The 25,172-nt window shown below is 66.8% G+C and carries 22 protein-coding genes; 16 read left to right on the top strand and 6 right to left on the bottom strand.

The window, feature by feature from the left end; translation table 11 throughout:
- Window positions 1–14 precede the first annotated feature (14 nt).
- The 3 genes from kdgD to SI859A1_RS03370 form a co-directional block, all read right to left on the bottom strand.
- Window positions 15–905 (bottom strand): 5-dehydro-4-deoxyglucarate dehydratase, encoded by an 891-nt coding sequence (gene kdgD / locus SI859A1_RS03380; RefSeq protein WP_040325154.1) that lies wholly within the window; start codon window positions 903–905, stop codon window positions 15–17.
- Between the two features lie 57 nt (window positions 906–962).
- Complete coding sequence (locus SI859A1_RS03375) at window positions 963–1,760, bottom strand: FadR/GntR family transcriptional regulator (RefSeq protein ID WP_009208455.1); 798 nt, start codon at window positions 1,758–1,760, stop codon at window positions 963–965.
- Window positions 1,761–1,874: 114 nt separating this feature from the next.
- Window positions 1,875–2,864 carry a 2-hydroxyacid dehydrogenase gene (locus SI859A1_RS03370; RefSeq protein ID WP_009208454.1) on the bottom strand — a complete coding sequence of 330 codons (990 nt, stop codon included), beginning with the start codon at window positions 2,862–2,864 and terminating at the stop codon, window positions 1,875–1,877.
- A gap of 194 nt (window positions 2,865–3,058) precedes the next feature.
- Here SI859A1_RS03370 and SI859A1_RS03365 point away from each other — a divergent pair, with 194 nt between their 5' ends.
- The 5 genes from SI859A1_RS03365 to SI859A1_RS03345 all read left to right on the top strand — a co-directional run bounded on the left by SI859A1_RS03365 (window position 3,059) and on the right by SI859A1_RS03345 (window position 8,164).
- On the top strand, window positions 3,059–3,964 hold the full coding sequence (locus tag SI859A1_RS03365) for a dihydrodipicolinate synthase family protein (RefSeq protein WP_040325153.1): 906 nt from the start codon (window positions 3,059–3,061) through the stop codon (window positions 3,962–3,964).
- A 120-nt stretch (window positions 3,965–4,084) separates the two neighbouring features.
- The gene (locus tag SI859A1_RS03360) at window positions 4,085–5,068 is read left to right on the top strand and encodes a Bug family tripartite tricarboxylate transporter substrate binding protein (RefSeq protein ID WP_009208452.1); all 984 of its coding nucleotides are present in this window, start codon (window positions 4,085–4,087) and stop codon (window positions 5,066–5,068) included.
- 61 nt (window positions 5,069–5,129) lie between these two features.
- Window positions 5,130–5,603 (top strand): tripartite tricarboxylate transporter TctB family protein, encoded by a 474-nt coding sequence (locus SI859A1_RS03355; protein ID WP_040325151.1) that lies wholly within the window; start codon window positions 5,130–5,132, stop codon window positions 5,601–5,603.
- Window positions 5,603–7,123 carry a tripartite tricarboxylate transporter permease gene (locus tag SI859A1_RS03350; RefSeq protein ID WP_040325149.1) on the top strand — a complete coding sequence of 507 codons (1,521 nt, stop codon included), beginning with the start codon at window positions 5,603–5,605 and terminating at the stop codon, window positions 7,121–7,123. The genes SI859A1_RS03355 and SI859A1_RS03350 overlap by 1 nt, the downstream gene beginning before the upstream one ends.
- Before the next feature lie 108 nt (window positions 7,124–7,231).
- Complete coding sequence (locus SI859A1_RS03345) at window positions 7,232–8,164, top strand: AEC family transporter (RefSeq protein ID WP_040325147.1); 933 nt, start codon at window positions 7,232–7,234, stop codon at window positions 8,162–8,164.
- 20 nt (window positions 8,165–8,184) lie between these two features.
- Here SI859A1_RS03345 and SI859A1_RS03340 read toward each other — a convergent pair whose 3' ends face one another.
- Window positions 8,185–8,508 (bottom strand): NIPSNAP family protein, encoded by a 324-nt coding sequence (locus SI859A1_RS03340; protein WP_040325145.1) that lies wholly within the window; start codon window positions 8,506–8,508, stop codon window positions 8,185–8,187.
- A gap of 299 nt (window positions 8,509–8,807) precedes the next feature.
- Here SI859A1_RS03340 and SI859A1_RS03335 point away from each other — a divergent pair, with 299 nt between their 5' ends.
- From SI859A1_RS03335 to SI859A1_RS03300, 8 genes are all read left to right on the top strand, one after another.
- Complete coding sequence (locus tag SI859A1_RS03335; RefSeq protein WP_009208449.1) at window positions 8,808–10,436, top strand: CHASE domain-containing protein; 1,629 nt, start codon at window positions 8,808–8,810, stop codon at window positions 10,434–10,436.
- A gap of 309 nt (window positions 10,437–10,745) precedes the next feature.
- The gene (locus SI859A1_RS03330) at window positions 10,746–11,579 is read left to right on the top strand and encodes a FadR/GntR family transcriptional regulator (protein ID WP_202797859.1); all 834 of its coding nucleotides are present in this window, start codon (window positions 10,746–10,748) and stop codon (window positions 11,577–11,579) included.
- Between the two features lie 58 nt (window positions 11,580–11,637).
- The gene (locus SI859A1_RS03325; RefSeq protein WP_040325144.1) at window positions 11,638–12,951 is read left to right on the top strand and encodes an ABC transporter substrate-binding protein; all 1,314 of its coding nucleotides are present in this window, start codon (window positions 11,638–11,640) and stop codon (window positions 12,949–12,951) included.
- A gap of 80 nt (window positions 12,952–13,031) precedes the next feature.
- Window positions 13,032–13,928 carry a branched-chain amino acid ABC transporter permease gene (locus tag SI859A1_RS03320; RefSeq protein ID WP_009208447.1) on the top strand — a complete coding sequence of 299 codons (897 nt, stop codon included), beginning with the start codon at window positions 13,032–13,034 and terminating at the stop codon, window positions 13,926–13,928.
- Window positions 13,925–14,926, top strand: a complete 1,002-nt coding sequence (locus tag SI859A1_RS03315) for a branched-chain amino acid ABC transporter permease (RefSeq protein WP_040325142.1) — start codon at window positions 13,925–13,927, stop codon at window positions 14,924–14,926. Before SI859A1_RS03320 ends, SI859A1_RS03315 begins: the two co-directional genes overlap by 4 nt.
- Window positions 14,923–15,678: an ABC transporter ATP-binding protein gene (locus tag SI859A1_RS03310; protein WP_009208446.1), complete on the top strand. Its 756-nt coding sequence runs from the start codon at window positions 14,923–14,925 to the stop codon at window positions 15,676–15,678. The genes SI859A1_RS03315 and SI859A1_RS03310 overlap by 4 nt, the downstream gene beginning before the upstream one ends.
- 3 nt (window positions 15,679–15,681) lie before the next feature.
- Entirely contained in the window at window positions 15,682–16,335 is a 654-nt protein-coding gene (locus SI859A1_RS03305) for an ABC transporter ATP-binding protein (RefSeq protein ID WP_009208445.1), read from the top strand.
- Window positions 16,332–17,966: a class I adenylate-forming enzyme family protein gene (locus SI859A1_RS03300; protein ID WP_009208444.1), complete on the top strand. Its 1,635-nt coding sequence runs from the start codon at window positions 16,332–16,334 to the stop codon at window positions 17,964–17,966. Before SI859A1_RS03305 ends, SI859A1_RS03300 begins: the two co-directional genes overlap by 4 nt.
- Before the next feature lie 138 nt (window positions 17,967–18,104).
- On the opposite strand, the gene SI859A1_RS03295 is transcribed toward SI859A1_RS03300, so the two are convergent.
- The gene (locus SI859A1_RS03295) at window positions 18,105–19,100 is read right to left on the bottom strand and encodes a substrate-binding domain-containing protein (RefSeq protein ID WP_040325140.1); all 996 of its coding nucleotides are present in this window, start codon (window positions 19,098–19,100) and stop codon (window positions 18,105–18,107) included.
- Window positions 19,101–19,787: 687 nt separating this feature from the next.
- On the opposite strand from SI859A1_RS03295, the gene SI859A1_RS03290 reads away from it, so the two are divergent.
- The 3 genes from SI859A1_RS03290 to SI859A1_RS03280 all read left to right on the top strand — a co-directional run bounded on the left by SI859A1_RS03290 (window position 19,788) and on the right by SI859A1_RS03280 (window position 22,628).
- Window positions 19,788–20,528, top strand: a complete 741-nt coding sequence (locus SI859A1_RS03290) for an ATP-binding cassette domain-containing protein (RefSeq protein WP_040325138.1) — start codon at window positions 19,788–19,790, stop codon at window positions 20,526–20,528.
- Window positions 20,529–20,592: 64 nt separating this feature from the next.
- The gene (locus tag SI859A1_RS03285) at window positions 20,593–21,591 is read left to right on the top strand and encodes an ABC transporter permease (RefSeq protein ID WP_009208441.1); all 999 of its coding nucleotides are present in this window, start codon (window positions 20,593–20,595) and stop codon (window positions 21,589–21,591) included.
- A gap of 143 nt (window positions 21,592–21,734) precedes the next feature.
- The gene (locus tag SI859A1_RS03280) at window positions 21,735–22,628 is read left to right on the top strand and encodes an NAD-dependent epimerase/dehydratase family protein (RefSeq protein ID WP_009208440.1); all 894 of its coding nucleotides are present in this window, start codon (window positions 21,735–21,737) and stop codon (window positions 22,626–22,628) included.
- A gap of 97 nt (window positions 22,629–22,725) precedes the next feature.
- Here the strand turns inward: SI859A1_RS03280 and SI859A1_RS03275 are convergent, their stop codons facing one another.
- A complete protein-coding gene (locus tag SI859A1_RS03275) occupies window positions 22,726–24,918 on the bottom strand; it encodes a TonB-dependent siderophore receptor (protein WP_040326231.1) in 2,193 nt (730 codons plus the stop codon).
- Between the last annotated feature and the right edge of the window lie 254 nt (window positions 24,919–25,172).

Raw genomic sequence — 25,172 nt, 5'->3', positions numbered from 1 at the left:
GCCCTGAAGGCGCGCTAGATCAGCGCCTTCAGCATGGTCTTCTCCTCGGCCGTCAGATCGGTGAGCGGCGGCCGGACCGGACCGGAACCACGGCCGATCAGTTCGACACCCGCCTTGATGATCGACACCGGATAGCCGACCTCGCGGTCACGGATCTTGGCGAACGGGAAGAAGAACGCGTCGAGGATCGTCGCCATGGTCGCCGCGTCGTCGGCCCGCATCGCGCGGTAGAAGCGCTGCGCCAGTTCCGGCACGAAATTGAACACCGCCGAGGAATAGGTGGTCACGCCGATCGCGTTGTAGGCCTCCGCGAACAATTCATGCGTCGGCATGCCGCCGATATAGCAGAAGCGGTCGCCAAGCTTGGCGGTGATCTGGCGCACGACGCCGATCTGGCCGGTGCCGTCCTTGAAGCCGACGAGGTTCGGGCAGGCATCCGCCAGCCGCGCCAGCGTGTCGGCGGTGACGATGGAATTGGCGCGGTTGTAGACGATGACGCCGAGCCCGGTCGCGTCGCAGACCGACTTGATGTGCCGGTAAAGGCCTTCCTGGGATGCACCGATCAGGTAATGCGGCAGGAGCAGCAGGCCGTCGGCCCCGGCCGCCTCGGCGCGCCGCGCGATGTCGCGGGCCAGTTCGCCGCCATAGCCGCAACCGGCGATGATCGGCACGTCGCCGGCCACCTCCTTGGCCGCGGCCGTCACTGTGCCGACCTCTTCCGGCGACAGGGAGAAGAACTCACCCGTGCCGCCGGCCGCGAACAGCGCTGCGGCATCGAAGCCGGCCAGCCATTCGACGTGGCTGCGGTAGCTGTCCAGATCGAGCGACAGGTCCTCGTGGAAATGCGTGACCGGGAAGGACAGCAGGCCGGAAGCCAGCCGGCGCTTGAGTTCACTGGGCGACATGGGCTCTCCAATCATACGACGTCTCGCGAATGACGTATGATGACTTGAGCCCTGCTGTCAATCGCTGGCGGGCGTCGGCCGGGTGGCGCGGGTGATGGCGCGGTAGCGCTTGATGCCGCCCTGCAGATGGCGCCGCATGGCGTCGCGGGCAGCTTCGGGATCGCGCGCCCAGATCGCCTCGGCCACCTGCGTGTGCTCGGCCAGGAGCTGTTCGTCCCGGTTCGGCAGCGGATCGATGCCGCCCATCGCCTTGCGAAACTTGACCCGCGGGATGATCCGCCGGCCGACATGCTCCAGAAACGCCTTGAAACGCTGGTTGTTGGTCGCCGTGGCGATCGTCATGTGGAAGGCGAAATCGGCGTTGTCGGTCGGGCGTCCCTCGGCCACCAGCCGCTCAAAGCTTTCGAGCTGTGCCTGGATCTCCGCCTCCTGGGCCGGCGAACTGCGCAACGCCGCAAGCCCCGCCGCCTCGACCTCGATGCCCAGCCGCAGCTCAAGCTCTTCGATAATGTCGGAGATCTTGTCGGTCGCATCTGCAAACAGCGTCGGCAGCTGCTCGCGCTGGCGCGGACCCAGCACGAAGACGCCGACGCCCTGCCGCGATTCCACCAGACCGTCGGCGCGCAGGGCCGCGATCGCCTCGCGGATCACCGTCCGGCTGTAGCCGAAACGCTCGACCAGCACCGGCTCGGTCGGCAGCTTGTCGCCTGGTGCGTAGTCCCCGGCTTCGATCCGTTCGCGCAATTCCTCCGTGACGCGCACCGTCAGCGGCCGGCTGTCCTTGGCTTGTCCTGTCACCACCCTGCCTGCTTCCTCCCTGCGATCCGCATCGGGTCGCCATCTGCGGCTCTGCATCGTGCCATGCAGTTCGCGCGCCGTGGCCACCTCAACATATGATGACACACCGCGTCGATGACCACGATCACGGCTTTCGTCGCACGCCGCCGTTCCGGCGGGCTGCGCGAGGGGTCAGTCGGCGGGCCGCACGACGTTGTTGCAGGCCCGGCCGGTGAAATGGCGGTTGATGTTGTCGGCCATGGTGGCCTGGCGCCGTCGTATCGTGCCGTCCGTCCAGGCGGACATGTGCGGGGTCATCACCACATTGTGGAGCGCCGCGAAATCGAAGCGCGAGGGCGCCGTCACATCGCCTTGGGCCTCCGGATAACGGTACCAGGTGTCGATGACGGCTCCGCCGATGCGGCGATGGGCCAGCGCCTCGTACAACGCCGCCTCGTCCACCACCGGGCCGCGGCCGACATTCACCAGCACCGCATCCGGCCGCATCTGGTCGAAGGCGGCCGCATCGACGAGACCCCGCGTTTCCGGCAGCAGCGGCAGCGATACGACGACGAAGTCCGCCGCGGCATAGAACGCCGACAGATCGTCGAGGCCGTGGCTGGTGTCGACGTCGCCGGCCATGGGCACCGGACTCCGATTGGCGACATGGACGGCCATGCCGAAGGCCTTCGCGTGGGCAGCGACCGCCCGGCCGATATGGCCGAAGCCGAGCAGGCCCAGCGCCTTGCCGCCGATCTCGCCATGAATATTGGCCGCCGCACCGGCGCGGTAGGGCCATTCGCCCTTGCGCAGGCGCCGGTCGGCATCGAACAGCCTCACCTGATGGGACAGGAGCGCCGCCATGACATATTCGGCCATGGCCGGCTCGTGCCCGTAGCAATTGCAGACGGTTGCGCCGGGCGGCAGGGCGTCGAGGGCGATGCCGTCGGTTCCCGTGGCCGAGACGTGATAGAGCCGCAGCCGCTCCGGCCTTGGCTGCGAAGCCTGGAAGCGATTGCCGATGATCACGTCGGCCCGGCGCAACGCCTCGGCATCGGCCTCGGTCGCCGGCTCGTCCGGCACGAGCCGGATCCTCGCCGCGACTTCGAGCAGGGCATCGAAGCCCTCGACGAAAGAGGCGGCATTGCGCCCGTGAAAGACGATTTCGATCGCGTCGGCCATGGGTCCCCGCTGTGCTGCACCGGCGGCAGCGCCGGAGCGTCGTTCGCCGGTGACCGTTCCGGCCGATTGACAGGCCGAACCATCAGTGTCTTTATGCAGTGATCATATGGCATCGGCAAGAGATCATATGATGAGCGGCAGGGAGACGGGCCGCCGCATCTGCCATGCGAATTCAAGGCACGCCGGGAGACACAATGCTCGCAGCCATGAAGGGCGTCTACATCGTCGCCCAGACGCCGTTCGACGCGGACGCCGGGATCGACCTTGCGAGCGTCGACACGCTGGTCGACTTCTACTGCCGCCATGGCGCGGACGGCTTCACCGTGCTGGGCGTCAGCGGCGAGGCCGGCAAGCTGACGGAGGCGGAATCGCTGGCCGTCGCCAATCGCTACATCGCCCGCGCCGCCGGCCGGCCGGTCATCGTCGGGGTGAGCAGCCCCAACCTCGCCCAGCTTTCCCAGCTCACCGCGAAGGTCATGGACGCGGGCGCCGCGGGCGTGATGATCGCGCCGGCGAGCGGCATCCGCACCGACGACGAGCTCGCCCGCTATTTCGATCACGTCTTCACCGCCATCGGCGACGTGCCGGTGGTGCTGCAGGATTTCCCCGGCGCGACGAATGTCGGCATGTCGGTGCCGGCGATCCTGTCGCTGGTCGAGCGTCATCCGCAGATCCAGGCGATCAAGCAGGAAGACCTGCCGAGCCTCAACAAGATCACCCGCCTGCGCCAGGGCGGCGGTCGCCGCGTCGCTATCCTGACCGGCAACAACGCCATGTATCTGCCGCTGGAACTGGCGCGCGGCGTCGACGGGCCGATGGCCGGCTTCTCCTATCCGGAGATGCTGTCGGGCGTTTACCGCCTGCACACCCAGGGCGACACGGATGCGGCGAACGATCTCTTCGAACGCTACCTGCCGCTGCTGCGCTACGAGGCGATGGGCTTCTGGGGCGTGGCGGCCCGCAAGGAGGTCATGCGGCGGCGCGGCGCCATCCGTCACGCCACCATGCGCCAGCCCGGCCCCGCTTTGACCGCCGAGGACCATCGCGAGATCGACGCGCTGGTGGCACGGGTCGAGGCACGGCTGGCCGAGGCCGCCTGACGGCCGGGCACCGGTCTGCGGGAGCGGACACGGGAATCGTGAAGACGGTCCGGCGGCGCACGGCGCCGGATCGAGGAAGCGGGGGCGACCCCTTCAGTTTCAACATGGGAGGACAGACGCATGCATCATCTCAGAACCCTTGCCGCCACGGCGGCGACCGCAGCCATCGTGGCCATCGCCGCGCCGGCCGCGGCGCAGGACTACCCCACCAAGGACATCCGCCTCGTCGTGCCCTGGGGCGCCGGCGGCGGCACTGACGGTATCGCGCGCAAGGTCAGCGCGATCGCCGAGAAGGAGCTCGGCCAGACCGTCTATGTGGAGAATGTCGAGGGCGGCATGAGCGCCAACGGCATCATGAACGTCATGGCGGCACGCCCGGACGGCTACACGATTGGCGTCCTGACCTATGACAGCGTCATCACCGTGCCCTACCAGCAACTGCTGCCGGGCTACGAGCTCGACAAGCTGCAGATGATCGGCCGCCTGACCAACGAGTCGGACGCGATCATCGTCGCCGACGACGCGCCCTACCAGACCATCGACGACCTGATCGCCGCCGCCAAGGAAGCGCCGGGCGACGTCAAGGTGGCGATCCAGAACACCGGTTCGCGCACCCATCTGGCGATGCTCGAACTGGAGAAGCTGGCCGGCATCGATCTCGACCTCATCCCCTATCCAGGCGGCGCCGGTCCCCAGAAGGAGGCCATGCTGTCGGGCGAGGTCGTGATCGCCGTCACCAGCCTCGGCGATTTCGCCAACCTCCTCGACGAAGGCGACGCACGCGGGCTGGTCGAGTTCTCCGACGCGCCGAACCCGACCTACAGCGACGTTCCCGATGCAAAGTCCGCCGGTCTCGACCTGCGGTCAGGCAGCTTCATCATCGTCGCCGCACCGGCCAGGACTCCGGATGACGTGGTCGCCAGGCTGGCCGAAGCCTACCAGCAGGCGCTGGAAGGTGAGGAGTTCCAGGAATGGGTCTCCAAGGTCGGCGTGACGCCCGGCTGGCTCGGCCCGCAGGAGGTTACTGACTGGGTCGCAGAGCAGCAGGAAGCCGTCTTCGCCCAGTTCGACAAGCTGAAGGCTGACGGCGTCATCGCCCAGTAATCCCCGTGCGGCGGCGAAGCCTTGGCCTCGCCGCTGCACCGCCCTGTCGCATGGACATCCGATGCTGCAAAAGCCCACCGTCACCCGCCAGTTGATCCTGCCGGCCGTGCTCTTCGTCGTCACGACGATCTATCTCGTCGCGGCGCTGGGCATCCGGCCGCAATATGACGAGGGCCTCGTCGGCCCGTCCTTCCTGCCGATCGTCATCAGCGTCGTCATGTATCTCGGCCTCGCCGCCGTCGCGCTGAACATCGTTCGCGCCGCGCCGGTCGTCGACGAGGCGCCGCGCGAGCCGCTGAACCTGCGGCCGGCCATTCTGGTGGTCGCGGCGACGGCGATCTACATCGCGGTATTCGAACCCCTCGGCTACGCGCTCTCGACGCTGCTCTACGTCTTCGCGCTGCTCCAAGTCTTCCGCATGGACGCCAACGTCCTCTGGCGGCTGATCTACGCGGTCGTCATCACCGCCGTCTTCTACCTGCTGTTCCAGGTCTTCTTCCATGTCCGGCTGCCGACCCTGACGGAGTGGCTGTAATGGAATTCGCGCTCCACATTCTCGGCGGCTTCGCCGCGCTGACCGACCCGACCGTCCTGTTCTACATGATCGTCGGCTTCCTGATCGGCACCTTCTTCGGCGCCGTTCCCGGGCTGACTGCCGTCCTGGCGATCGCCCTCCTCCTGCCGATCACCTACAGCCTCGACGTGACCGCGGCGCTGGTCATGTGCGCCAGCATCTTCATGTCCGGCATGTATGCCGGCAGCATCACCGCCACGACCATCAACATACCCGGCGCGCCCTCCTCCATGATGACCGGCGTCGAGGGCTATCCGCTGATGCAGCAGGGGCACGGCGCCAACGCGCTCGGTCACGCCGCCCTCGGCTCGATGGTCGGCGGCACCATCGGCGCGATCTTCCTGATCCTGTTCACGCCGGTCGCCGCAAGCCTCGCCCTGCTGATCCAGACGCCCGGCAAGTTCTCGCTGATCCTCTTCGCGCTGGTCGTCATCGGCATCTCCCAGCGCGGCGCCATCGCCAAGAGTGTCGTCACCACCGCCCTCGGCGTGATGATCGCCACCATCGGCATCGACGTCATGCAGCCGGTGGCGCGCTTCACCTTCGGCACCTCGACGCTGGTCGAGGGAATCGGGCTGATGTCCGTCGTCATCGGCACCTTCGCCATCAGCGAGCTGCTGATCCAGGCGCGCGACGTCATGCATGCCCGCACCGTGGACAAGGAGCATGTCGCCAGGCTCACGATCAAACGCCGGGATTTCGTCCCGCTACTGGCCGAGATCCGCGAGATCGGCGTCTGGACCTATCTGAAGAGCGCCATCATCGGCTTCTTCATCGGCGTCCTGCCCGGCGCCGGCGGCTCGATGGCCGCCTTCGTCTCCTATGCCGACGCCATGCGCCGGTCGAAGCGGCCCGAGCTCTACGGCAAAGGCAGCCGCGAAGGCATCGCCGCGGCCGAGACCGCCAACAATTCCATGTGCGGCGGCGCCTTCGTGCCGATGCTGATGTTCGGCATTCCCGGCGACCCGACCACCGCCATCGTGCTCGGCGTCCTGATCATCAACGGCCTGCAGCCTGGGCCCCGCCTGCTCGACAACCAGATCGACATGATCGCCCCGATGTTCGCGTCGCTTCTGATGAGCGCGCTGATCCTGATCCCGGTGACGCTCTATCTGCTCGGGCCGTATTTCGTTCGCATCGTCTCGATCCGCAAAGCGCTGCTCTATTCCTCGATCGCCGTGGTCGCGCTGGTCGGCAGCTATGTCGCCACTTTTTCCAGCTTCCAGATGCTGCTGGCGCTGGTGTTCGGCATCATCGCCTTTTTCCTGCGCACGGCGGGCTATCCGACCGTCACCCTGCTGCTGGGCTTCATCCTCGGGCCGGATCTCGAGCAATATCTGCGGCGCTCGCTGCAACTGGCCAAGGGCGATCCGACGACATTCCTCACCAGTCCGGACAGCCTGTTCTTTCTGGTGCTGACGGCGCTGTTCTTCTATTTCATGGTGATCAAACCACCCCGAACGCCGGCAACGGCCTCCTGACCCACCTCGCCATTTTGATCATCGCAACCACCAACGCCGCGGACCACGGGTCTGCGGCGTCGGTCGTTCGCCCCGCGGTCCGGATACCCGGCCAGACACGGTGACCCGATGCTCCTGTCGCTCGTCGACCGGCTCGCCCCGATCTTCCTTCTGATTGCCGTCGGCTACCTGCTCGTGCGCCGGGGCATCCTGACGCCAGGCGGTCTCGACGGGCTGACCAAGCTCGCCTTCTGGGTGCTGATCCCGGGAACGATGTTCCTGACGGTGTCCTCCATCCATGTCGGCGAGGTGCTGAACCTGGAAGTCTGGGGCGTCTATTTCGGCAGCATCGCCGTCACCGCCCTGGTCATCTACGCGGTGCTGATGCTGCGGCCCGAAACCGGGCGCGCCGAACGCATCGTCCTGGCTTTCGGCGCAGTCTATTCGAACCTGGCCATCGTCGGCATTCCGGTGATCGGCATCCTGTTCGGCGACCGCGGGCTGGTCGTCCTGACCGCGCTGATCACCATCCATGCGGCGGCTCTGATCACCCCGACAGTGATGCTGATGGAAGGCACCAGACGCGCCGACGGACCGCGGCGCTCGCTTCTCGGCGCCCTCGGCAACCAGCTCGCCAACCCGATCCTCCTGTCGATCGTCGTCGGGCTCGTGGTCAGCGGCACGGGCCTGCCGGTTCCCGGCTGGCTGCAGGCTTTCACGGGAATGCTCAAGGCGGCGATGCCGGCGATCGCGCTGATCATCATCGGCGCCGGTCTCCACGGTCAGGAGATCCGCGGCAATGTCGCGACGAGCGCCGTCGGGGTGGCCGGCAAGATGGTTCTCCTGCCGCTGGTCGTCTTCGGCGTCGGGTCCGCCCTCGGCATGACGCGCGAGGTGCTGGCGCCGCTGGTCGTCGCCGCCGGCCTGCCGCCGGGCATCAACGCCGTGATGATGGCCGCCGCCTACCGGACGGCGATCGACCGGACCTCGACCATGATGCTGGCCTCGACCATCCTGTCGCTTGTGACGATCCCGCTGCTGGCCCTCTTCCTCACGGCGTAAGGGCCGGCAACGGGACAGGCTCAGCGCTTGGCGGGCGCGAAGGCCACCGGCGTCATCAGCTTGTTCTCCTGGCTCACCAGATAGCCGGCCTCGGCGCTCTTGCCGAGATAGGACTGCCAGTCCGGATCGGCCTGCAGCGCGGCGCGCCGGGCCTCGCGGTCGGCCGCGTCGTCGTAGCACCAGATATGGGTGTAGGAGTTCACCGGGCCGGTCTCGGTGACCATGTAGGCCAGCGGCTCGCCCAGATGCCGGCTCTGCGGCCCGTAGCCATGCGCCTCGTAAAGCGCCAGATGCTTCTTGATGGTGCCCGGCCGGCAGCTGTAGGTGCGAACGTCGTAGAGCATTGCGGCTCCTCCCTCTTGCTATGATCATGGACGCGGGATCCGTTCGGTTCCCGTCCCCCCGCCCGGCTTCCTTCTGACCGGTTGGCAGCCCCATGCCAAGGCGTCGGCCATGCCTCCGCAACCGGCGATATCGCCTCCCCGTGTGCCGGGCCGGCATGGGAAAAGCCGCGCCTAACCGGCAACCGCCGCTTTCAGCCTTAAGAAGAACGTTTTTCGGCCGAAAAGGGGCCGGATCACACTTCCCGCCGCGAGAGCTGCACTATAGGGAAGCCGATCTGCTCCGATCCGGGTCTCGCCTCTTGCGCAAGCATCTCGTTCCGGCGGCCATTCTGGTCGTCTCCTGCGCTTTCGCGCTCGCGCTTGCGGCCCTCGTCTGGCGGTCGAGCACGGAGAGCGACCGGCTGCGCTTCGAGAGCTTCGCCGACGATGCGGTCGGCCGTATCGAGAGCCGCCTCGACCTGCACGTCTCGCTCCTGGAATCCACCCGCGCCTATATGGGCGTCGCCAATGCCGGGCGGGACCGCGACAGCTTCGCCGCCTTCATCGGAGAACTCGATCTCGACGGCCGCTACGACGGCATCCAGGGCATCGGCTTTGCCGACGCCATCGCAGTCGCCCAGACCGGCGAGACTGCCAGCACCATCGCGGCGAGCTATGGCCTCGACCGCGGCGTCTGGCCGACGGAGACCGACCAGACGGTCCGCACGCCGATCCTGCTGCTGGAGCCACAGGACCGCCGCAACTTCGCGGCGATCGGCTTCGACATGTTCTCCGACGCAACGCGCCGGGACGCGATGCGCCGCGCCGCCCGCACGTCCCGGCCGTCCGCCACCGCGCCCGTGCAGCTGGTCCAGGAGATCGACGAGAACCGGCAGACGGGCTTCCTCGTCTACCTGCCGCTGCGCGAGGCTGAGGACGGCACCGACGAAGGCGACGCCATCCGCCGCACCGGCGGCTTCGTCTATGCGCCGTTCCGGGCGGGCGATCTGGTCTCGGCCGCTCTGGCCGCCGGTCGCGACCTGCCGGTCCATGCCAAGGTCTACGACACCGAGGTCGCGCCGGATCGGCTGCTCGTCGCCTATGGTCAGGCGCGCAGCTCCAGCCTCGCGACCGATTTCGCCACGGTCCGCGAGGTCGATTTTGCCGGCCGCCGCTGGGTCATCGAACTTGCGCCCGGCACGGCGTTTCCCCGCACGGCCTCGGACCTGCCGGCCCTGCTGCTCGCGCTTGTCGGCGTGGCATTGTCGGTGCTGATGGCACTGCTCGTCCTGTCGCAGACACGGCGCGCCGAAGCCGTCGCCGCCCTCGCTGATTCCAACGCGCGCAGCCTCGATCAGAAGGATCTCCTGCTGCGCGAGATGAACCATCGCATCAAGAACTCGATCACGCGGATCCTGGCGATCGCCCGACAGACCGCGCGCTACTCGGCCGATCTCGACGCCTTCATGGCCTCGTTCAGCGCCCGGCTCGCAGCGATGACGACCTCGCAGGAACTCCTCACCGAATCCGACCGCAAGCTCGCCCGCATCGGCGATCTTCTGGCCGCCGAACTCGGCCAGGTCTTCGGCGAGGACATGCGCAACTGCGCCCTCGCCGGCCCGACCATCGAGGTCGATGCGACGGCAGCCCAGTCGCTGGGCCTGACCTTCCACGAACTGGCGACCAACGCCCTCAAATACGGCTCGGTTGCCGATGGCGACGGCTCATTGCGCGTCGAGTGGTGGCGCGAGGGCGACGAGGTCGCCATCGACTGGATCGAGCAGGGGGCGAAGGATTTCACCGCCTTCGAACCGGCCCGCAAGGGTTTCGGGACACGCCTGATCAACATGAATATCGAGCGCGAGCTCGGCGGCCGGATCGGTCGCGAGTTCGGCGCGCGCGGCCTCACCGTCCGGCTGCGCTTTCCGGCGATGCGGATCCACGGCTGACACGGCCCGCAGGGCCCATTCTTCCCCTCACCCTCTCCCTGTCGTCGCGACGTCCCCTGTCCGTCACAACATAAATCGCGCCATGCGTGCGCCGCCGCAAGTGCATTGCAGCAGAAACCGCGCCTCCTCTTTGATCAGGGGAACACCACTCCTTGCGAACGTAAATTTGCAACGCAGCAAGTGCAGTGCAGTGCGGATTTATGCCTGATGGTTACTTGACCGACCTGTGGCAAAGACGGATTGTCCGACAAACAAGGCGGATGAGGAAACCGTCGTCGGGCCCAAAGGCCCACAGGGAGGAAGACTGGATTGACGACGCCCGCGTCGCATCGATCCGTCGCAACCGGACCGTCCGGCCTGGGAGAGCCGGACGGATCGCAGCAGACGGACACCCGGTTCTCGGCCGTCGGGAGCACGCCGACCTATCGGCTGGTCTTCGAGAGCATCGAGCGAGCCATTCTGGAAGGCCGTCTGCGCCTCGGCGACCGCCTGCCGACCGAGAGCGAATTGTCCGCCCAGTTCGGCGTACATCGCTCGACAACGCGAGAAGGCCTGCGGCTTCTGGAGCAGAGCGGCCTGGCCGAACGCGGTGACGGGCGCCGGCTCTATGCCGCCGCGCCCCGGGCCGGCGACCTGAGCACCCGTGCCAGCCGCGCGCTTCTTCTGCAGCGGGTCACCTTCGACGAATTGTGGGCGCTGCTGCACGCCATCGAGCCGGCCGCCGCAGGAGAAGCGGCCCGCGCGATCGGCCCCGATCAGATCGCCGCGCTGGAAGCCAATCTGCAGGCGACCCGGGCCGCGGTCGAGGCGGGCGAAATCCTCACCGCCTGGGACATCGAGTTTCATGCCCTCGTCGCCGAGGCGACCGGCAACATCGCCTGGCAGCTCGCCCGCGAGCCGGCGGCCATGCTGCTGTTTCCGGCCAATGAGCGGATGCTGCCGAAGCTGCCCGGTGCCGGTCACCGACTGGTGACCGCCCATGCGGCGATCCTCGACGCCCTGAAGGCCGGCAACGTCGCCGACGCCGTCCTGTGGATGCGCCGGCATATCGAGGACTTCCGACGCGGATGGCTGGTGGCCGGGCTCGATCCCGGCGCAACGGTCGGTGAGGAGAGCGCGGCGGACGGCACACAGGGACGATAGCCGGACCATTGCGGCCCGGCCCCACGCACAAGCAAGCAGCAAAGGGAGGAAAGTGTTCATGTCGAAGACCCCGAAATCCAGGACGGCCCGGCTTCTCGCCGGCGTCATGTCCGCCGCCATCGTCGTCGGATGGGCGGCCCCGTCCACGGCGCAGGAGGAGACGTTCAAGATCGGCGTCGTGACCTTCCTGTCCGGCCAGGCCGCGCAGAGCTTCGGCGTGCCTGCCTGGAACGGCGGCCAGGTGCTGATCGAAAAGCTGAATGCCGGCGAGGCTCCGGCGCCCTACGCCACCAAGGGCTTCGGCGGCATGACCATCGAGGCCGTGGTGCTCGACGAGGCCGGCGGCGCCACCACCCAGGTCCAGGAGTACCGCAATCTCGTCCAGCGAGAGAAGGTCGACGCCGTGGTCGGCTATGTCGGCTCGGGCGACTGTCTCGCCGTCGCGCCGGTCGCCGACGAGCTCAAGCAGTTCACCATCCTCTACGACTGCGGCACCCCCCGCATCTTCGAGGAGAACGACTACGATTACGTCTTCCGCACCGCCGCCAATGCGACGATGGATAATGTCGGCCTCGCCCTTTACCTGAAGGCGCTCGGCGAAGAGGTCTCGACCTATTCCGGCATCAACCAGGACTACGCCTTCGGACAGGACAGCTGGGCCGACTTCAAGGCGGCGATGAGCCAGGTCTATCCGGACGCGACGGTCACCGCCGAGCTGTTCCCGGCCTTCGGCGCCGGCCAGTACGGCACCGAGATCTCGGCCCTGATGCAGAAGCGCGCCGATGTGGTGCACTCCTCGCTGTGGGGCGGCGACCTTCAGGCGCTGATCCTGCAGGCGCTGCCGCGCGGCCTGTTCCAGCGCAGCCAGGCCGTGCTGTCGGCCTCCGACCACGTGCTGCCGCCGCTCGGCAACACCATGCCCGAAGGCGTGATCATCGGTGCCCGCGGCGCCTATGGCTACATGGCCCCCGAGAGCGAGCTCGATACGTGGTGGAAGGACATCTACGAGACCAAATACGATGTCTTCCCGGTCCAGGCACCCTACCGCATGGCGCAGGCGATCCTCGGCCTGAAGACCGCCGTCGAAAAGGCGATGGCCGAGAATGGCGGCAAGAAGCCGAACAGCGACGAGCTGGCCGCCGCCATGAAAGGCCTGAGCTGGGAGAGCCCCGGCGGCCTGATCGAGATGACCAACGGCAACGGTCATCAGGCGATCCAGCAGATTGGCTTCGGCCGCACCGTCAAGAACGACGCCGGTGACATCATCCTCGGCGACGTCATCCGCTTTCCCGCCCGGTGCGTGAACGCACCGGAAGACGCCAAGGGTCTCGACTGGATCAATGGCGGCTTCGAGGGAGCCAAGTGCGACTGACCCTCGCGCTCACCATCGCCGGACCGGGGCCACGCGCCCCGGTTCGCATACCAGCGTCGTAAAGCAGCGGGTACATCCGGATGGACATCGTCCTCACCATCATTCTCGACGGCCTGATCTACGCCTCGTGGCTGTTCATCGTCGCGCTCGGCCTGACTTTGGTCTTCGGCGTCCTGCGCATCCTGAACTTCGCCCATGGCGGGCTCTACGCGCTCGGTGCCTACAGTGCCGCCGTTGCGGTGCCCTTCTTCGCCAGCTGGGGCCTGCCGCCCGCCTTCAGCCTGATCGCCATGTTCATCGCCGCCCTGGCGGTCGCCATCGTCATCGCGCCGCTCATCGAGCGCGGCCTGCTGCGCCTGTTCTACGGCCGCGACGAAGTGCTGATCCTCCTTGTCACCTACGCCGTCTTCCTCATCCTCGAGGACGCCACCAAGATGGTCTTCGGCGTCGACCCCTATTACGTCTTCGAGCCGCGCAACCTCCTCGGCAATGTCGAGGTCGGCAGCCTGTTCTATGTCGGCTACGACCTCGCCCTGATCGGCCTCGCCATCGTCTGCGGCCTCGGCGTCTGGCTCGGCCTGCACCGCACCCGCATCGGCAAGGTCACCGTCGCGGTGATCAACGAGCCCGAGGTCAGCGCCGCGATGGGGGTGAACATTGCCCGCATCTACCTTCTGGCCTTCGGCCTCGGCGTGTTCCTCGCGGCCCTCGGCGGCGCCTTCACCAGCCCGCTCATTTCGGTGCAGCCGGGCATCAGCGTCAGCGTCATCGTCGTCAGCTTCGCCGTCGTCATCATCGGCGGCCTCGGCTCCATTCCCGGCGCGGCCATCGGCGCCCTGATCGTCGGGCTGGCCCGATCCTTCGCCGTCTACGAGGCGCCGGAAGCGGAGATCTTCATCATCTATCTGGTGATGGTCATCGTGCTGATCTTCCGGCCCGAAGGCCTCTTCACTCCGGTTCAGGCACGCAAGATATGACAACCACGACCCGTATCCTGGCCGTCGCGTTCGTGGCCGCGGTAGCCCTCATCGCCCTGGGCGCCGTCCTGCCGCTCTGGCTCCTCTTCACCCTGACCAAGGTCGCCGCCTTCGGGCTGGTGGCGCTGGGTATCGTCACCCTGATGCGCGGCGGGCTCGTCTCCTTCGGCCAGGGCATGTTCTACTGCGTCGGCGCCTATGTCGCCGGCCTCGTCGCCCTGCATGTCGGGATCGAGGACGTCTTCGTGCTTCTCGCCGTCGGCGGGCTGGCCGGCGGCCTCGTCGCGGCGATCATCTCGCCGCTCGTGGCGCGCTATCGCGGCATCTTCTTCGCCATGCTGACCATGGCCCTGTCGATGGTACTCTACGGCGTCCTCGCCAAGTCCACCGCCATCGGCGGCTCCGACGGCTTCAACGTACCCGAGCCGACCTTCCTCGGCTTCGCCCCGGCGCAGGCGGCGTCCGACTTCGCGCTCTACGGCGTGGCCGTCGGCGTGGCCGCGTTGTCCGCGGCGCTCTGCCGGATGTATTTCGACAGCGGTCCCGGCCTCGTCGCACTGGCCGCCCGCGAGAACGAATTGCGGGTCGAGTATCTCGGCGCCTCGGTGTTTTCCGTCACCCAGCGCAACTTCATCATCGCCGGCACGCTGGCCGGCCTCGGCGGCACGCTGAACGGCCTGGCGCTCGGCCATATCGACCCGTTCTTCAGCTACTGGACGACGTCTGGCGAGGTCGTCTTCATCGCCATCCTCGGCGGCTATATGAGCGTCATCGCCGTCTTCGGCGCCGCGCTCCTGACCGAACTCGTGCGCTCCTTCGCCAACCAGTATTTCCCCGACAGCTGGCAGATGGCCCTCGGCATCTTCCTGCTCCTGGTGATCCTGTTCCTGCCGAAGGGTTTCGGCTCGCTCTGGGCCCGCCCGGTCAAGCGCGCCGAGACGCAGACCCCCGGCAACGCAAAGCCCGTGTCGTCCCTCGAAGGCGAGGCCGCCCGATGAGCGAAGAGATCGTCCTCCACGTGAAGGGGCTGAAAAAGGCCTTCGGCGCCGTCATCGCCGCCGACAACCTCGACGTGCAGGTTCCGGCCGCCGCCCGCCTGTCGCTGATCGGCTCGAACGGCGCCGGCAAGACCACCTTCGTCAACATGGTCACCGGCTACATGAAGCCGGATTCCGGCCAGATCCTGCTCTACGGCGACAACGTCGTCGGCTTCTCGCCGCGGCGGATCAGCCGGATGGGCGTCTGCCGCTCCTTCCAGATCCCGCAATTGTGCGAATCCATGACCCCGGTCGACAATCTGATCGTCGCCGGCACCATCGCGTCGAGGCAGAAGGCGTCCTTCTTCCGCCCGGTCCATGACCGGCAGAACGTCGATCGCGCGCTGGAGATGCTCGCCCGCTTCGGCCTCACCGACTATGCCGACCAGCCGGTCGAGCAACTGCCCGGCGGCGTGCGCAAGCTGATCGACATCGCCATGGCGCTGGTCAGCCAGCCGCGGGTGCTGCTTCTCGACGAGCCGACCTCCGGCGTCTCCTCGGAGGAGAAGTTCCCGCTGATGGACCGGGTGATGGCAGCGCTCGCCGGCGAGAAGGCGGCGGTGATCTTCGTTGAGCACGACATGGAGGTCGTCACCCGCTACGCCGACCGGGTGCTCGCCTTCTATTCCGGCGACATCATCGCCGACGACACGCCCGAGCGCGTTCTCGCCGACCCCAAGGTCCAGGAATTCGTCACCGGAACGGCGAGGTAGACCATGCTGACCTTAGAGAACATCCAGGTGAAGATCGGCCCGGTCGAGGCCGTGCGCGGTTTTTCGATGAGCGTCGAGCCCGGCGCCATGGTCGGGCTGGCCGGCCGCAACGGCGCCGGCAAGACCACCGTCATGCGCGCCATCATGGGCATCGCCGCCGTCTCCAGGGGCCGCATCCGCTTCGACGGGCAGGACATGGCCAAGCAGCCGGTCCACGCCCGCGCCGCCGAGGGCATCGGCTACATGCCGGAAACCCGCGGCCTGATCCCCGAACTGTCGGTGGAAGAAAACATGCTGCTGCCGAGCTGGGTCATTTCCGGCCTCGACGGCAAGGCGCGGCTCGACTTCGTCTACGAGGTGATGCCCGAACTGAAGGGCATGGCGAAACGCAAGGCGCTGCAGCTCTCGGGCGGCCAGCAGAAGATGGTGGCGCTCGGTCGGGCGCTGACCGCCGGGCACCGGCTGCTGCTGCTCGACGAGCCTTTCGAGGGTGTCGCGCCGGCACTGGCCCAGCGCCTCTCCGACGTCATCTCGGCGCTGAAGAGCGAAAAGCTCTCCATCGTCATGAGCATGTCGGAGATGACCCATTCGCACACCGTGCTCGACCATGTCTTCGGGATCGAGCGGGGTGCCAACGCCATGGACGCGGCCGCGTGAGCCAGGGCGATCGCTTCTGGCCCGACGCGCCGGCCCTGCGGCAGGAGCCGCATTTCGGCGATCGCACCCTCGACGTCTTCGCCGACCGACCCCGCGACCTCGATGCCATGCTGGCGGCGGCGGCCGCCGCCAATCCGCACGGCGACGCCGTCATCTGCGGCAGCGTCCGCATTTCCCATGCCCGCCTGCGCGTCATGGCGGATCAGGTCGCAGCCCTCCTGACGGCCGAGGGCATTTCGCGCGGTGATCGCGTCGGGCTTCTGGTCGGCAATCGCTGGGAATTCGTCGCCGCGCTCGTCGGCGGGGTGCGGGCCGGCATCGTCATCGTGCCCCTGAGCACAAGGGCGAGCTCGCCGGAACTCGCCTACATTCTCGACGATTGCGGCGCGGCACTGACCATCTGTGAGGCTGAACTAGCTCACCGCCTGCCGGAAGGCGCGCGCCGTCTGGCCATCGGCGCCGAACCGGACACGACCGAAGACGCCCGCGACCCCTTCGCCGAGATCCTTGCCACGGCCTCGCAGACGCTCGCGACCGACGCGCTGCCGGTGCCGCTCGCCGAGGAGGATCTCGCCGTCATCCTTTACACCTCGGGCACCACCGGGAACCCCAAGGGGGCGATGCTCACACATCTCAACATCGCCCATTCCTGTCTGGTCTATCGCCACTGCATGCGACTGACTGCGGCCGACCGCACCATCGTCGCCGTGCCGGCCAGTCACGTCACGGGACTGATTGCCAACGTCTTTGCCCTGCTCGGCGTTGGCGGGGCCGTGGTCATGATGGCCCGGTTCGAGGCCGATGCCTTCCTGGCGCTGGCGACCGCCGAGCGCATGACCTTCACCATCATGGTGCCGGCCATGTACAATCTCTGCCTGCTGCGCGCCGATTTCACCCGCCACGACCTGAGCCACTGGCGGGTCGGTTCCTTCGGCGGCGCGCCGATGCCGGTCGCGACCATCGAGCGGGTGGCGCAGCTTCTCCCCAATCTCGACCTCGTCCAGGCCTATGGCGCCACCGAAACCACCTCGCCGGCGACGATCATGCCGGCCGGCGGCCAGATCGCCCGCCCGGCCAGCGTCGGGGCGCCCGTGCCCGGCGCCAATATCCGCATCATGGACAGCGAGGGACACGAGGTCCCGCGCGGACAGTCCGGCGAGGTCTGGATCGGCGGGCCGATGGTCGTGCCGGGCTACTGGAACCTGCCGGAAAAGACGGCCGAATCCTTCATTGATGGCGCCTGGCGCTCCGGCGATGTCGGCCGGCTCGACGAAGCCGGCTATCTGTTCATCCACGACCGCCTGAAGGACATGATCAACCGCGGCGGCTACAAGGTGTTCAGCGCCGAGGTCGAGAACGTCCTCGCCTTCCACCCGGGCGTCGCCGAAGTCGCCGTCGTGCCCTATCCCGACCCGGTCCTCGGCGAGAAGGTCCAGGCCTTCGTCCACCGCCGCGACGCCGAGATCGACGAAACCGTTCTCGCCGCCTTCTGCCGCGTGCGCCTGGCCGACTACAAGATCCCCGACCGCTTCGTCTTCACCACCGATCCCCTGCCCCGCAACGCCAATGGCAAGCTGATGAAATCCCCCTTGCGCGAACAGGCCAGAACCGACGCCGCCCGGGACGTCTGAGGCTGCGTCGAGACGTCCGGCGGGTGCAAAGGCTCGCCCCAACAGGCAACGGGCGCCCGCGATCGATCGCAGGCGCCCGTTCGGATTCTCAGCCAGTGGGCCGTCAAGGAGGGCCGAGCGCCCCCCCCTTTTGCGGCGTTACTTCTGGATGCAGGTGTCGACGGTGTCCTTGGTGCACTCGTCGAGGCCGGTGAAGACCGGGTCATCGACATCCTTGCCCTCGATTAGGTCGATCATCACCGAGGGCGCCAGATAGCCCATCTCGAAAGGCCGCTGGCCGACGAGCGCAGTTACCAGCCCTTCGCCGGCGATCGCCACCTCTTCGCCGATCGTGTCGGCGGCGCCGACGACGAAGTCGTTGCTGGCGATCCGGTCGGCATAGGGGCCGATGAGATCGCGATAGGGCTGCGGGGCGCCGAAGAGCGGCCAGCCGCCCATGATGCCGAAGGCGTCGAGCTCGGGATTGGCGGCGAGGATGTCGGTCATCGCCTGAACGCCCTTGGCGCCGTCGTCATTGGTGAAGACCGGGCAACCGGAAACCTCGGTCCAGCCGCCCTCGCCGGCCAGCGCCGGCAGGCCTTCCTCGCCCGACAACGCGTCGCGCATGCCCTGGGCGCGGCGCAGGATGTTGTCGGCGCCCGGATTGCCCTGGATGGAGCAGATCGTGCCGCCGTCGGGCTTGGCCTCGGCGATGTATTCGCCGATCCGCTTGCCCATCAGGTAATTGTCCGTGCCCAGATAGGTCATGCGCAGGCCGGCATCCTCCTCCGCCAGATCCGCGTCGATAGTCATGATCGGCACGGTCGGGTTGGAGATCTTGATGGTCTGGGCGATCAGCTTGGCGTTGGACGGCGAGATCGCCATGGCGGCGGTGTCGGCCTTGCCCAGCATGTCCTGCACGATCTGCGCCTCGCCGGCCTCGTCGGAGGTCGAGGCGGGGCCGGTGTAGAAGCACTCATATTCGGAATCGGGGTTCTCGCCGTTCCACTTCTGACAGCCCTGGTTGATCGCCTCGAAGAACGGATTGTCGAGGCCCTTCACCACGATCACCAACTGCTTCTTGGCCAGTGCCGGTCCTGCCCCGACCGCCAGCGCCGTCACCGCTGCTGCGGCCAGTAACGTCAGTTTTCTCATGTCGTCCTCCCCAGTGATGGACCGCGCCTCTCGCAAGAAGGACGACGGCTCCCTTGCGGCTGCGGCGCTGCGTCCGCAATCCGGTTCCTGCTGCGTGATGAAAGCCCCGGGACGAAGGCGGACCGAACCAATGGCCCGCGCAGCCGACCTGAGCCGCCGATCCGGCGCGCGCCTCCCGCGTGCGCCCTTGAAGATGCCGGCGCCGCCCATCCGGACAGCGAAGGTCAAGCCGCAAACGAATTCGTCACGCCCTGCATCCCGTCAAAGCAACCCCGTCTGTCCACGAGACCAGGCTCCGATCCCGACACACGGAACATGGCAAATCGCGTCGCGCCGACCCGACGGCGATCGTCGGGCGGCGGCAGAACAAACAACTGCACCGCACCATAAAAGTTATTGCGCCGCACTTGCTTGCAGCGAATGAGCGTCATCTAAGCGCGCGACGCAAAACCGGTCAACCGCATTTTTCCTGACGAAGTAAAAAATGAGATTCTGGCCGAATTTGCTCCGGCGCGTCGTTGACGGAGAGGCCCTGAGCGTGCCTTATCGCCCTCGAAAGACGGCGCCGACGCACCGTATGCGCCCATATTCCCTAGCGGAATACGGCTGCCGCAGCCGGTGCATCGCCGTGCCGTCGCGCGGCGACCGGACGGGGACGGCGGCCGGGAACGGGGGGAATGGTCTGACGTGTCGGTTCTCGAACTCAGCAACATATCGAAGCATTTCGGCGCCATTCACGCCGTCAACGACGTGTCCTTTTCCCTGATGCCGGGCGAGGTCGTCGGACTGATGGGTGACAACGGCGCCGGCAAGTCGACGCTGGTCAAGATGATCGCCGGCAACTTCCGCCCCACCCACGGCACCCTGCGCATGAACGACAAGCCGCTGGTCATGCACCGGCCGGTCGAGGCCCGCGAGCACGGCATCGAGATCGTCCATCAGGACCTCGCCCTTTGCGACAATCTCACGGCCGCCGCCAATGTCTATCTCGGCCGCGAATTGCGGCGCGGCGTCTGGCCGTTCAGCATTCTCGACTATGCCGGCATGTACCGGCGCTCGGCCGAAATCTTCGCGGAGCTGAAATCCGAAACGCGACCGCGTGATCTGGTGCGGAAGATGTCCGGCGGCCAGCGCCAGGCCGTCGCCATCGCCCGCACGCGGCTTTCGGATGCCAAGATCGTTCTGATGGACGAACCCACCGCCGCGATCTCCGTGCGCCAGGTCGCCGAGGTGCTCAGTCTCATCCGCCGGCTGCGCGACCAGGGCATCACCGTCGTCCTGATCAGCCACCGCATGCCGGACGTCTTCACCGTCGCCGACCGGGTCATCGTCATGCGCCGCGGCCGCAAGGTCGCCGACAAGCCCGTCGCCGACAGCTCCCCTGAGGAAGTGACCGGGCTCATCACCGGCGCCATCGAACATGCCTGAGGCGGGCTGACACCCCCGTCGACCGCCCGCTCCCTTCACCCCACGCCGACCAGGACACCGCCCCATGGCTTTCACGCTGGAACAGCCCGTCGAACACAAGCATCCGAGTTGGCTGAGTTCGATGGTTGCGAGCCAGACCTTCTGGGTCGTCGTCGCGCTCCTGGCCGCCTGCCTCTATCTGTCCCTTGCAACGGATTCCTTCGCCACCAGCAGGAACCTCTACAATATCAGCCGGAACGTCACCTTCACCGCCATCATCGCGCTGGGCATGACGCTGGTCATCATCAGCGGCGGCATCGACCTGTCGGTGGGTTCGGTCCTGTGCCTGTGCTCCATGGTGCTCGCCGTGGTTATGCATGCGGGCTACTCCATCGAGATCGGCATCGCCGCGGCCATCGGCACGGCGCTTCTCGTCGGTGCCTTCAACGGCATTCTGATCGCCTATCTCGATTTTCCGCCCTTCGTGGTCACGCTCGGCATGCTGTCGCTGGCCCGCAGCCTCGCCATGGTCGTGTCGAACAACACGGTGGTCTTCGAGTTCGGCCCGGACCACGACCAGCTCCTAGCGCTGGGCGGCGGGGCCTTCTTCTTCGGCATCGCCAACCCGGTCATCTACATGGTCGTGCTGGCGCTGATCACCGGCTTCATCCTGCGCTGGACCCGGTTCGGCCGGCATGTCTTCGCGATCGGCGGCAACGAGCATGCCGCCACCCTCACAGGCGTTCCGGTGCGCCCGATCAAGGTCGCGGTCTACATGATCTCGGCGCTGACCGCGGGTATCGCCGGCATCATCCAGACCGGCTGGCTGGGGGCTGTGACGACCAATATCGGCGCCGGCATGGAACTGCAGGTCATCGCCGCGGCGGTGATCGGCGGCGCCAATCTTGCCGGCGGCGTCGGCACCGCCTTTGGCGCCCTTGTCGGCGCGGCGCTGATCGAAGTCATCCGCAACAGCCTCGGCCTCCTCGGCATCAACGCCTTCTGGCAGGGCGCCTTTATCGGCGGGGCGATCATTCTGGCGGTGCTGTTCGACCGCATCCGCAATCTCAGACTGCGGGAATAGTCAGCAGGGACCAGACTGCGCACTGGCCGCGGGACCGATCCGCCCCAACTCGGCGGAAGGGGCGCCGGCGGCCTTGCGGGTGCCATGGCCGCAGAGGCGGTCCTCCGTCCGGCGCCAAGAGATTTCGACAGGGAGTTCCAGAAATGAGCAAGCGCATCGTCTTCACCGGCGGCACCGGCAAGGCCGGCCGCCACGTCGTCCCCTATCTCGTCGACAAGGGACACAAGGTGCTGAATGTCGATCTCGTGCCCTTCGAGCATGAGGGCGTCGAGAATCTGAATGCCGACATCACCGACAGCGGGCAGATGTACAACGCCCTCTCCAGCCATTTCGGGCTCGACGAGTTCGCCACCGGCACCGGGCCAGCGCCGATCGACGCCGTGGTACATTTCGCGGCGATCCCGCGCGTGCTGATCCGGCCGGACAACGAGACCTTCCGCGTCAACACGATGGGCACCTACAACGTCATCGAGGCGGCGGTGAAGCTCGGCATCCGCAAGATCGTCATCGCCTCCAGCGAGACGACCTACGGCGTGTGCTTCGCCGAGGGCGACAAGGATTTCCACCACTTCCCGCTGGAAGAGGATTACGACATCGACCCGATGGACAGCTATGGCCTGTCCAAGGTGCTGAACGAGAAGACCGCCCGTGCCTTCGCCATGCGCTCGGGTGCCGACATCTATGCCCTGCGCATCGGCAACGTCATCGAGCCGCATGAATACGACATGTTCCCCGGCTTCCTCGCCGATCCGATGTCGCGCAAGCGCAATGCCTGGAGCTATATCGACGCCCGCGATCTTGGCCAGATGGTCGATCTGGCGATCGCCAAGGACGGGCTGGGTTTCCAGGCGTTCAACGCCACCAACGACACCATCACCGCCACCATGCCGACGGCCGAATTCCTGAAGACCTATTGCCCGCAGATCCCGATCACCCGGGAGCTCGGTGAATACGAGGCGCCGCTGTCCAACCGCAAGATCCGCGAGGTCCTCGGCTTCAAGGAAGAGCACGACTGGCGCAAATACGTCTCGGTCTGATCGTCGGACGCGGCGGGGCCCCGGCCCATCCTGGAACGAAAAGGGGCGGCCCGCCGGGCCGCCCCTTTCGCATGTCGTGCTGCGTGACGTCGAGCCTTCAAAACCGGTAGCGCACACTGCCGACGACCTGGCGCTCCTGCTCGGCGTAGCAGAAGCCTTCGGTGCAAAGGGCCGCATCCTCGTCGAAGATGTTGGTGGCGTTGACCTGCACGCGCAGCCCCTCGACCGCCTGCACGTCGTAATGCAGCGCCGCGTCGACATAGGCACGCGCATCGTTCTTGAAGCTGTTGCGGTCGTTGCCGAAGCTCTCGCCGACGAAACGCACGCCGCCGCCGATGCCGAAGCCCTTCGCGAAGCCGTTCTGCACCGTGTAGTCGAGCCAGGCCGCTGCCGTATGCTGGGGACGCGAGGACAGTGTGTTGCCCTCGGTGCCGGGCACGCCCTCGATGATCTCCATGTCGAGATAGGCATAGGACAGGGTCAGGTTCAGCCCGTCGGTGAGGCCAGCGGCCGCTTCGATTTCGAAGCCGCGGCTGCGCAGCTTGTCCAGTTGCACCTGCACGCTGGTCGAGAAATCGGCGCTCGGCTGCAGGAAGACGCCCTTCTCCTGCTCGATCTGGTAGATCGCCGCCGACACCAGCAGATTGACGTCGGGCACCTGATACTTGACGCCCAGCTCGTACTGCTCGGCCGTCGTCGGCACGAAGGCCGAGCCGTCCGGGTTCAGGCCGATATTGGGCGAGAAGGACGTCGAGTAGCTGGCATAGGGCGCAATGCCGTTGTCGAAGAGGTAGCTGACGCCGACGCGGCCCGTGAAGGCATCGTCGCTCTGGTCCTCTGCTTCGCCCAGGTCGCCGGGGGCGCCGGTCGCGGTCTCGGTCTTCACCCAGTCGTGGCGGGCGCCCAGCGCGACGGTCAGGCGATCGATCTCGATGATGTCCTGCAGATACAGGCCGAGTTGGCGCTGGGTCTGCTCCTCGGCGACCGTGTAGTCCGGGCGGGCGATGCCGCGGCTGTAGTCGAGGCTGGCAAGGTTCAGGGACGGCGCGGTGCCGTAGCCTTCCTTGTTGGTGAACTCGGTGTAGTAGCCGTCGATGCCCCCGGTCATGGTGTGCCGCAGAATGCCGGTGTCGAACTTCGCCTCGAGCTGGGTGTCGGCAACGCCGCCATGCAGCGTCTGCGCCACGACGCCCGAGCCGCGGTCGAGGATCCCGTTCACCGCCGCCCCGTACGGGTAGAGATACTCGCCGTAGATATCCATGCCCTGGTAGCGGGCCTTCTGGCGGAAGGTGAAGACGTCGGACAGGCGCTGCTCGAACTCGTAGCCGATGCGGCCCTGGGTCTGGTCGAGATCGTTGAAGTTCGGGTCCGCATAGGGCACGTCGGTCACGTCCCGGTTGCCCTGCACATAGGCCGCGGTGCCGCCGGTATGGACCCGCTGCAGTTCGCTGAGAACGGTGAAGCTGGTGTCGGCATCCGGCGCGTAGGTGATCGCCGGCGCGATCAGCAGCTCGTCGTCCGACACGAACGGATTGTCGGTGTCCGAATCGCGGGCGACGCCGGTCATCCGGTAGAAGGTCGAGCCCGATCCGCCAAGCGGCCCCGAGGCGTCGAAGGTCGCCTGGTAGCGGTTGTTGGTGCCGTATTCGGCGCCGATCTCGCGGAAGCTCTCCGTCGTCGGCCGCTTCGACGTCAGGTCGATGATGCCGCCGGCATTGGCCGAGCCGTAGAGGCCCGATGAGGGACCTTTCAGAACCGACAGCGACTGCAGGCCGTAAGGCTCGACCTGGCTCAGGAGGAAGCTGTTGGAGAAGTCCCGCAGCCCGTCGCGGAAGACGCCCGTATAGGTCGCGTCGAAGCCGCGGATGTAGAAGGAATCGAAGCGGGGATCGAGGCCGAAGGCGCCCGCCCGCGCCGACGCCGAATAGGTCAGCGCCTCGGTCAGCGACTGGACGTTGCGATCGTCGAGCTGCTCTTCGGTGATCACCGCAACCATCTGCGGCACCCTGACGATCGGCAGGTCGGTCTTGGTGGCCGATGCGGTGGTGTCGGCGACGTAGCCGTCCACGGCGTAGTCGGCGCCCGCCGCTCCCGCAATCGCGCCGCCCAACATGCCGTCCGCCTCGCCGCCGGCCGCCTCGATCGTCACCGTGTCCAGCACCACCGGGGCGTCCTGCGCCTGCGCCAAACCCGGAGCGAGGGCGAGACCCGCGGCCGACAGGGACAGAAACCGCGCCAGGCGGCGGGTCGCATTCGATGAGAAGCCTCGGTCGGCCGGTGAGTTACGCATGTCGCACATCCATTCTGTCGAGGACCCCTTGCCCTCGGAACGGACCGAGCGATAGATAAACATGAATTGAAGAGTCAACATTAAGCGAATGACGGCTCGAACGGCCTGAAACCGCCCTCGCAGTCATCAATGGACTGCGCATCAGGCGGTTGGACGGTGCCGGAACCGACATGCCGAAGTCCCGGGCCGGCGAACTGTGTCGCGGCTGTGGCGAAAAAGACACTGAATTTGGAATGATTAAAATCTCTAAGGCC

It is taken from the genome of Aurantimonas manganoxydans SI85-9A1, assembly GCF_000153465.1.
Taxonomy (GTDB): Bacteria; Pseudomonadota; Alphaproteobacteria; order Rhizobiales; family Rhizobiaceae; genus Aurantimonas; species Aurantimonas manganoxydans.
This window is presented reverse-complemented; position numbering and strand designations above follow the sequence as displayed.

Coding starts and splice junctions, on each gene's coding strand:
- SI859A1_RS03320 (WP_009208447.1), top strand. CDS start 13,032: ATGGACATCGTCCTCACCATCATTCTCGACGGCCTGATCTACGCCTCG.
- SI859A1_RS03280 (WP_009208440.1), top strand. CDS start 21,735: ATGAGCAAGCGCATCGTCTTCACCGGCGGCACCGGCAAGGCCGGCCGC.
- SI859A1_RS03285 (WP_009208441.1), top strand. CDS start 20,593: ATGGCTTTCACGCTGGAACAGCCCGTCGAACACAAGCATCCGAGTTGG.
- SI859A1_RS03325 (WP_040325144.1), top strand. CDS start 11,638: ATGTCGAAGACCCCGAAATCCAGGACGGCCCGGCTTCTCGCCGGCGTC.
- SI859A1_RS03295 (WP_040325140.1), bottom strand. CDS start 19,100: ATGAGAAAACTGACGTTACTGGCCGCAGCAGCGGTGACGGCGCTGGCG.
- SI859A1_RS03355 (WP_040325151.1), top strand. CDS start 5,130: ATGCTGCAAAAGCCCACCGTCACCCGCCAGTTGATCCTGCCGGCCGTG.
- SI859A1_RS03315 (WP_040325142.1), top strand. CDS start 13,925: ATGACAACCACGACCCGTATCCTGGCCGTCGCGTTCGTGGCCGCGGTA.
- SI859A1_RS03370 (WP_009208454.1), bottom strand. CDS start 2,864: ATGGCCGACGCGATCGAAATCGTCTTTCACGGGCGCAATGCCGCCTCT.
- SI859A1_RS03275 (WP_040326231.1), bottom strand. CDS start 24,918: ATGCGTAACTCACCGGCCGACCGAGGCTTCTCATCGAATGCGACCCGC.
- SI859A1_RS03375 (WP_009208455.1), bottom strand. CDS start 1,760: ATGCAGAGCCGCAGATGGCGACCCGATGCGGATCGCAGGGAGGAAGCA.
- SI859A1_RS03345 (WP_040325147.1), top strand. CDS start 7,232: ATGCTCCTGTCGCTCGTCGACCGGCTCGCCCCGATCTTCCTTCTGATT.
- SI859A1_RS03340 (WP_040325145.1), bottom strand. CDS start 8,508: ATGCTCTACGACGTTCGCACCTACAGCTGCCGGCCGGGCACCATCAAG.
- SI859A1_RS03365 (WP_040325153.1), top strand. CDS start 3,059: ATGCTCGCAGCCATGAAGGGCGTCTACATCGTCGCCCAGACGCCGTTC.
- kdgD (WP_040325154.1), bottom strand. CDS start 905: ATGTCGCCCAGTGAACTCAAGCGCCGGCTGGCTTCCGGCCTGCTGTCC.
- SI859A1_RS03310 (WP_009208446.1), top strand. CDS start 14,923: ATGAGCGAAGAGATCGTCCTCCACGTGAAGGGGCTGAAAAAGGCCTTC.
- SI859A1_RS03360 (WP_009208452.1), top strand. CDS start 4,085: ATGCATCATCTCAGAACCCTTGCCGCCACGGCGGCGACCGCAGCCATC.
- SI859A1_RS03305 (WP_009208445.1), top strand. CDS start 15,682: ATGCTGACCTTAGAGAACATCCAGGTGAAGATCGGCCCGGTCGAGGCC.
- SI859A1_RS03350 (WP_040325149.1), top strand. CDS start 5,603: ATGGAATTCGCGCTCCACATTCTCGGCGGCTTCGCCGCGCTGACCGAC.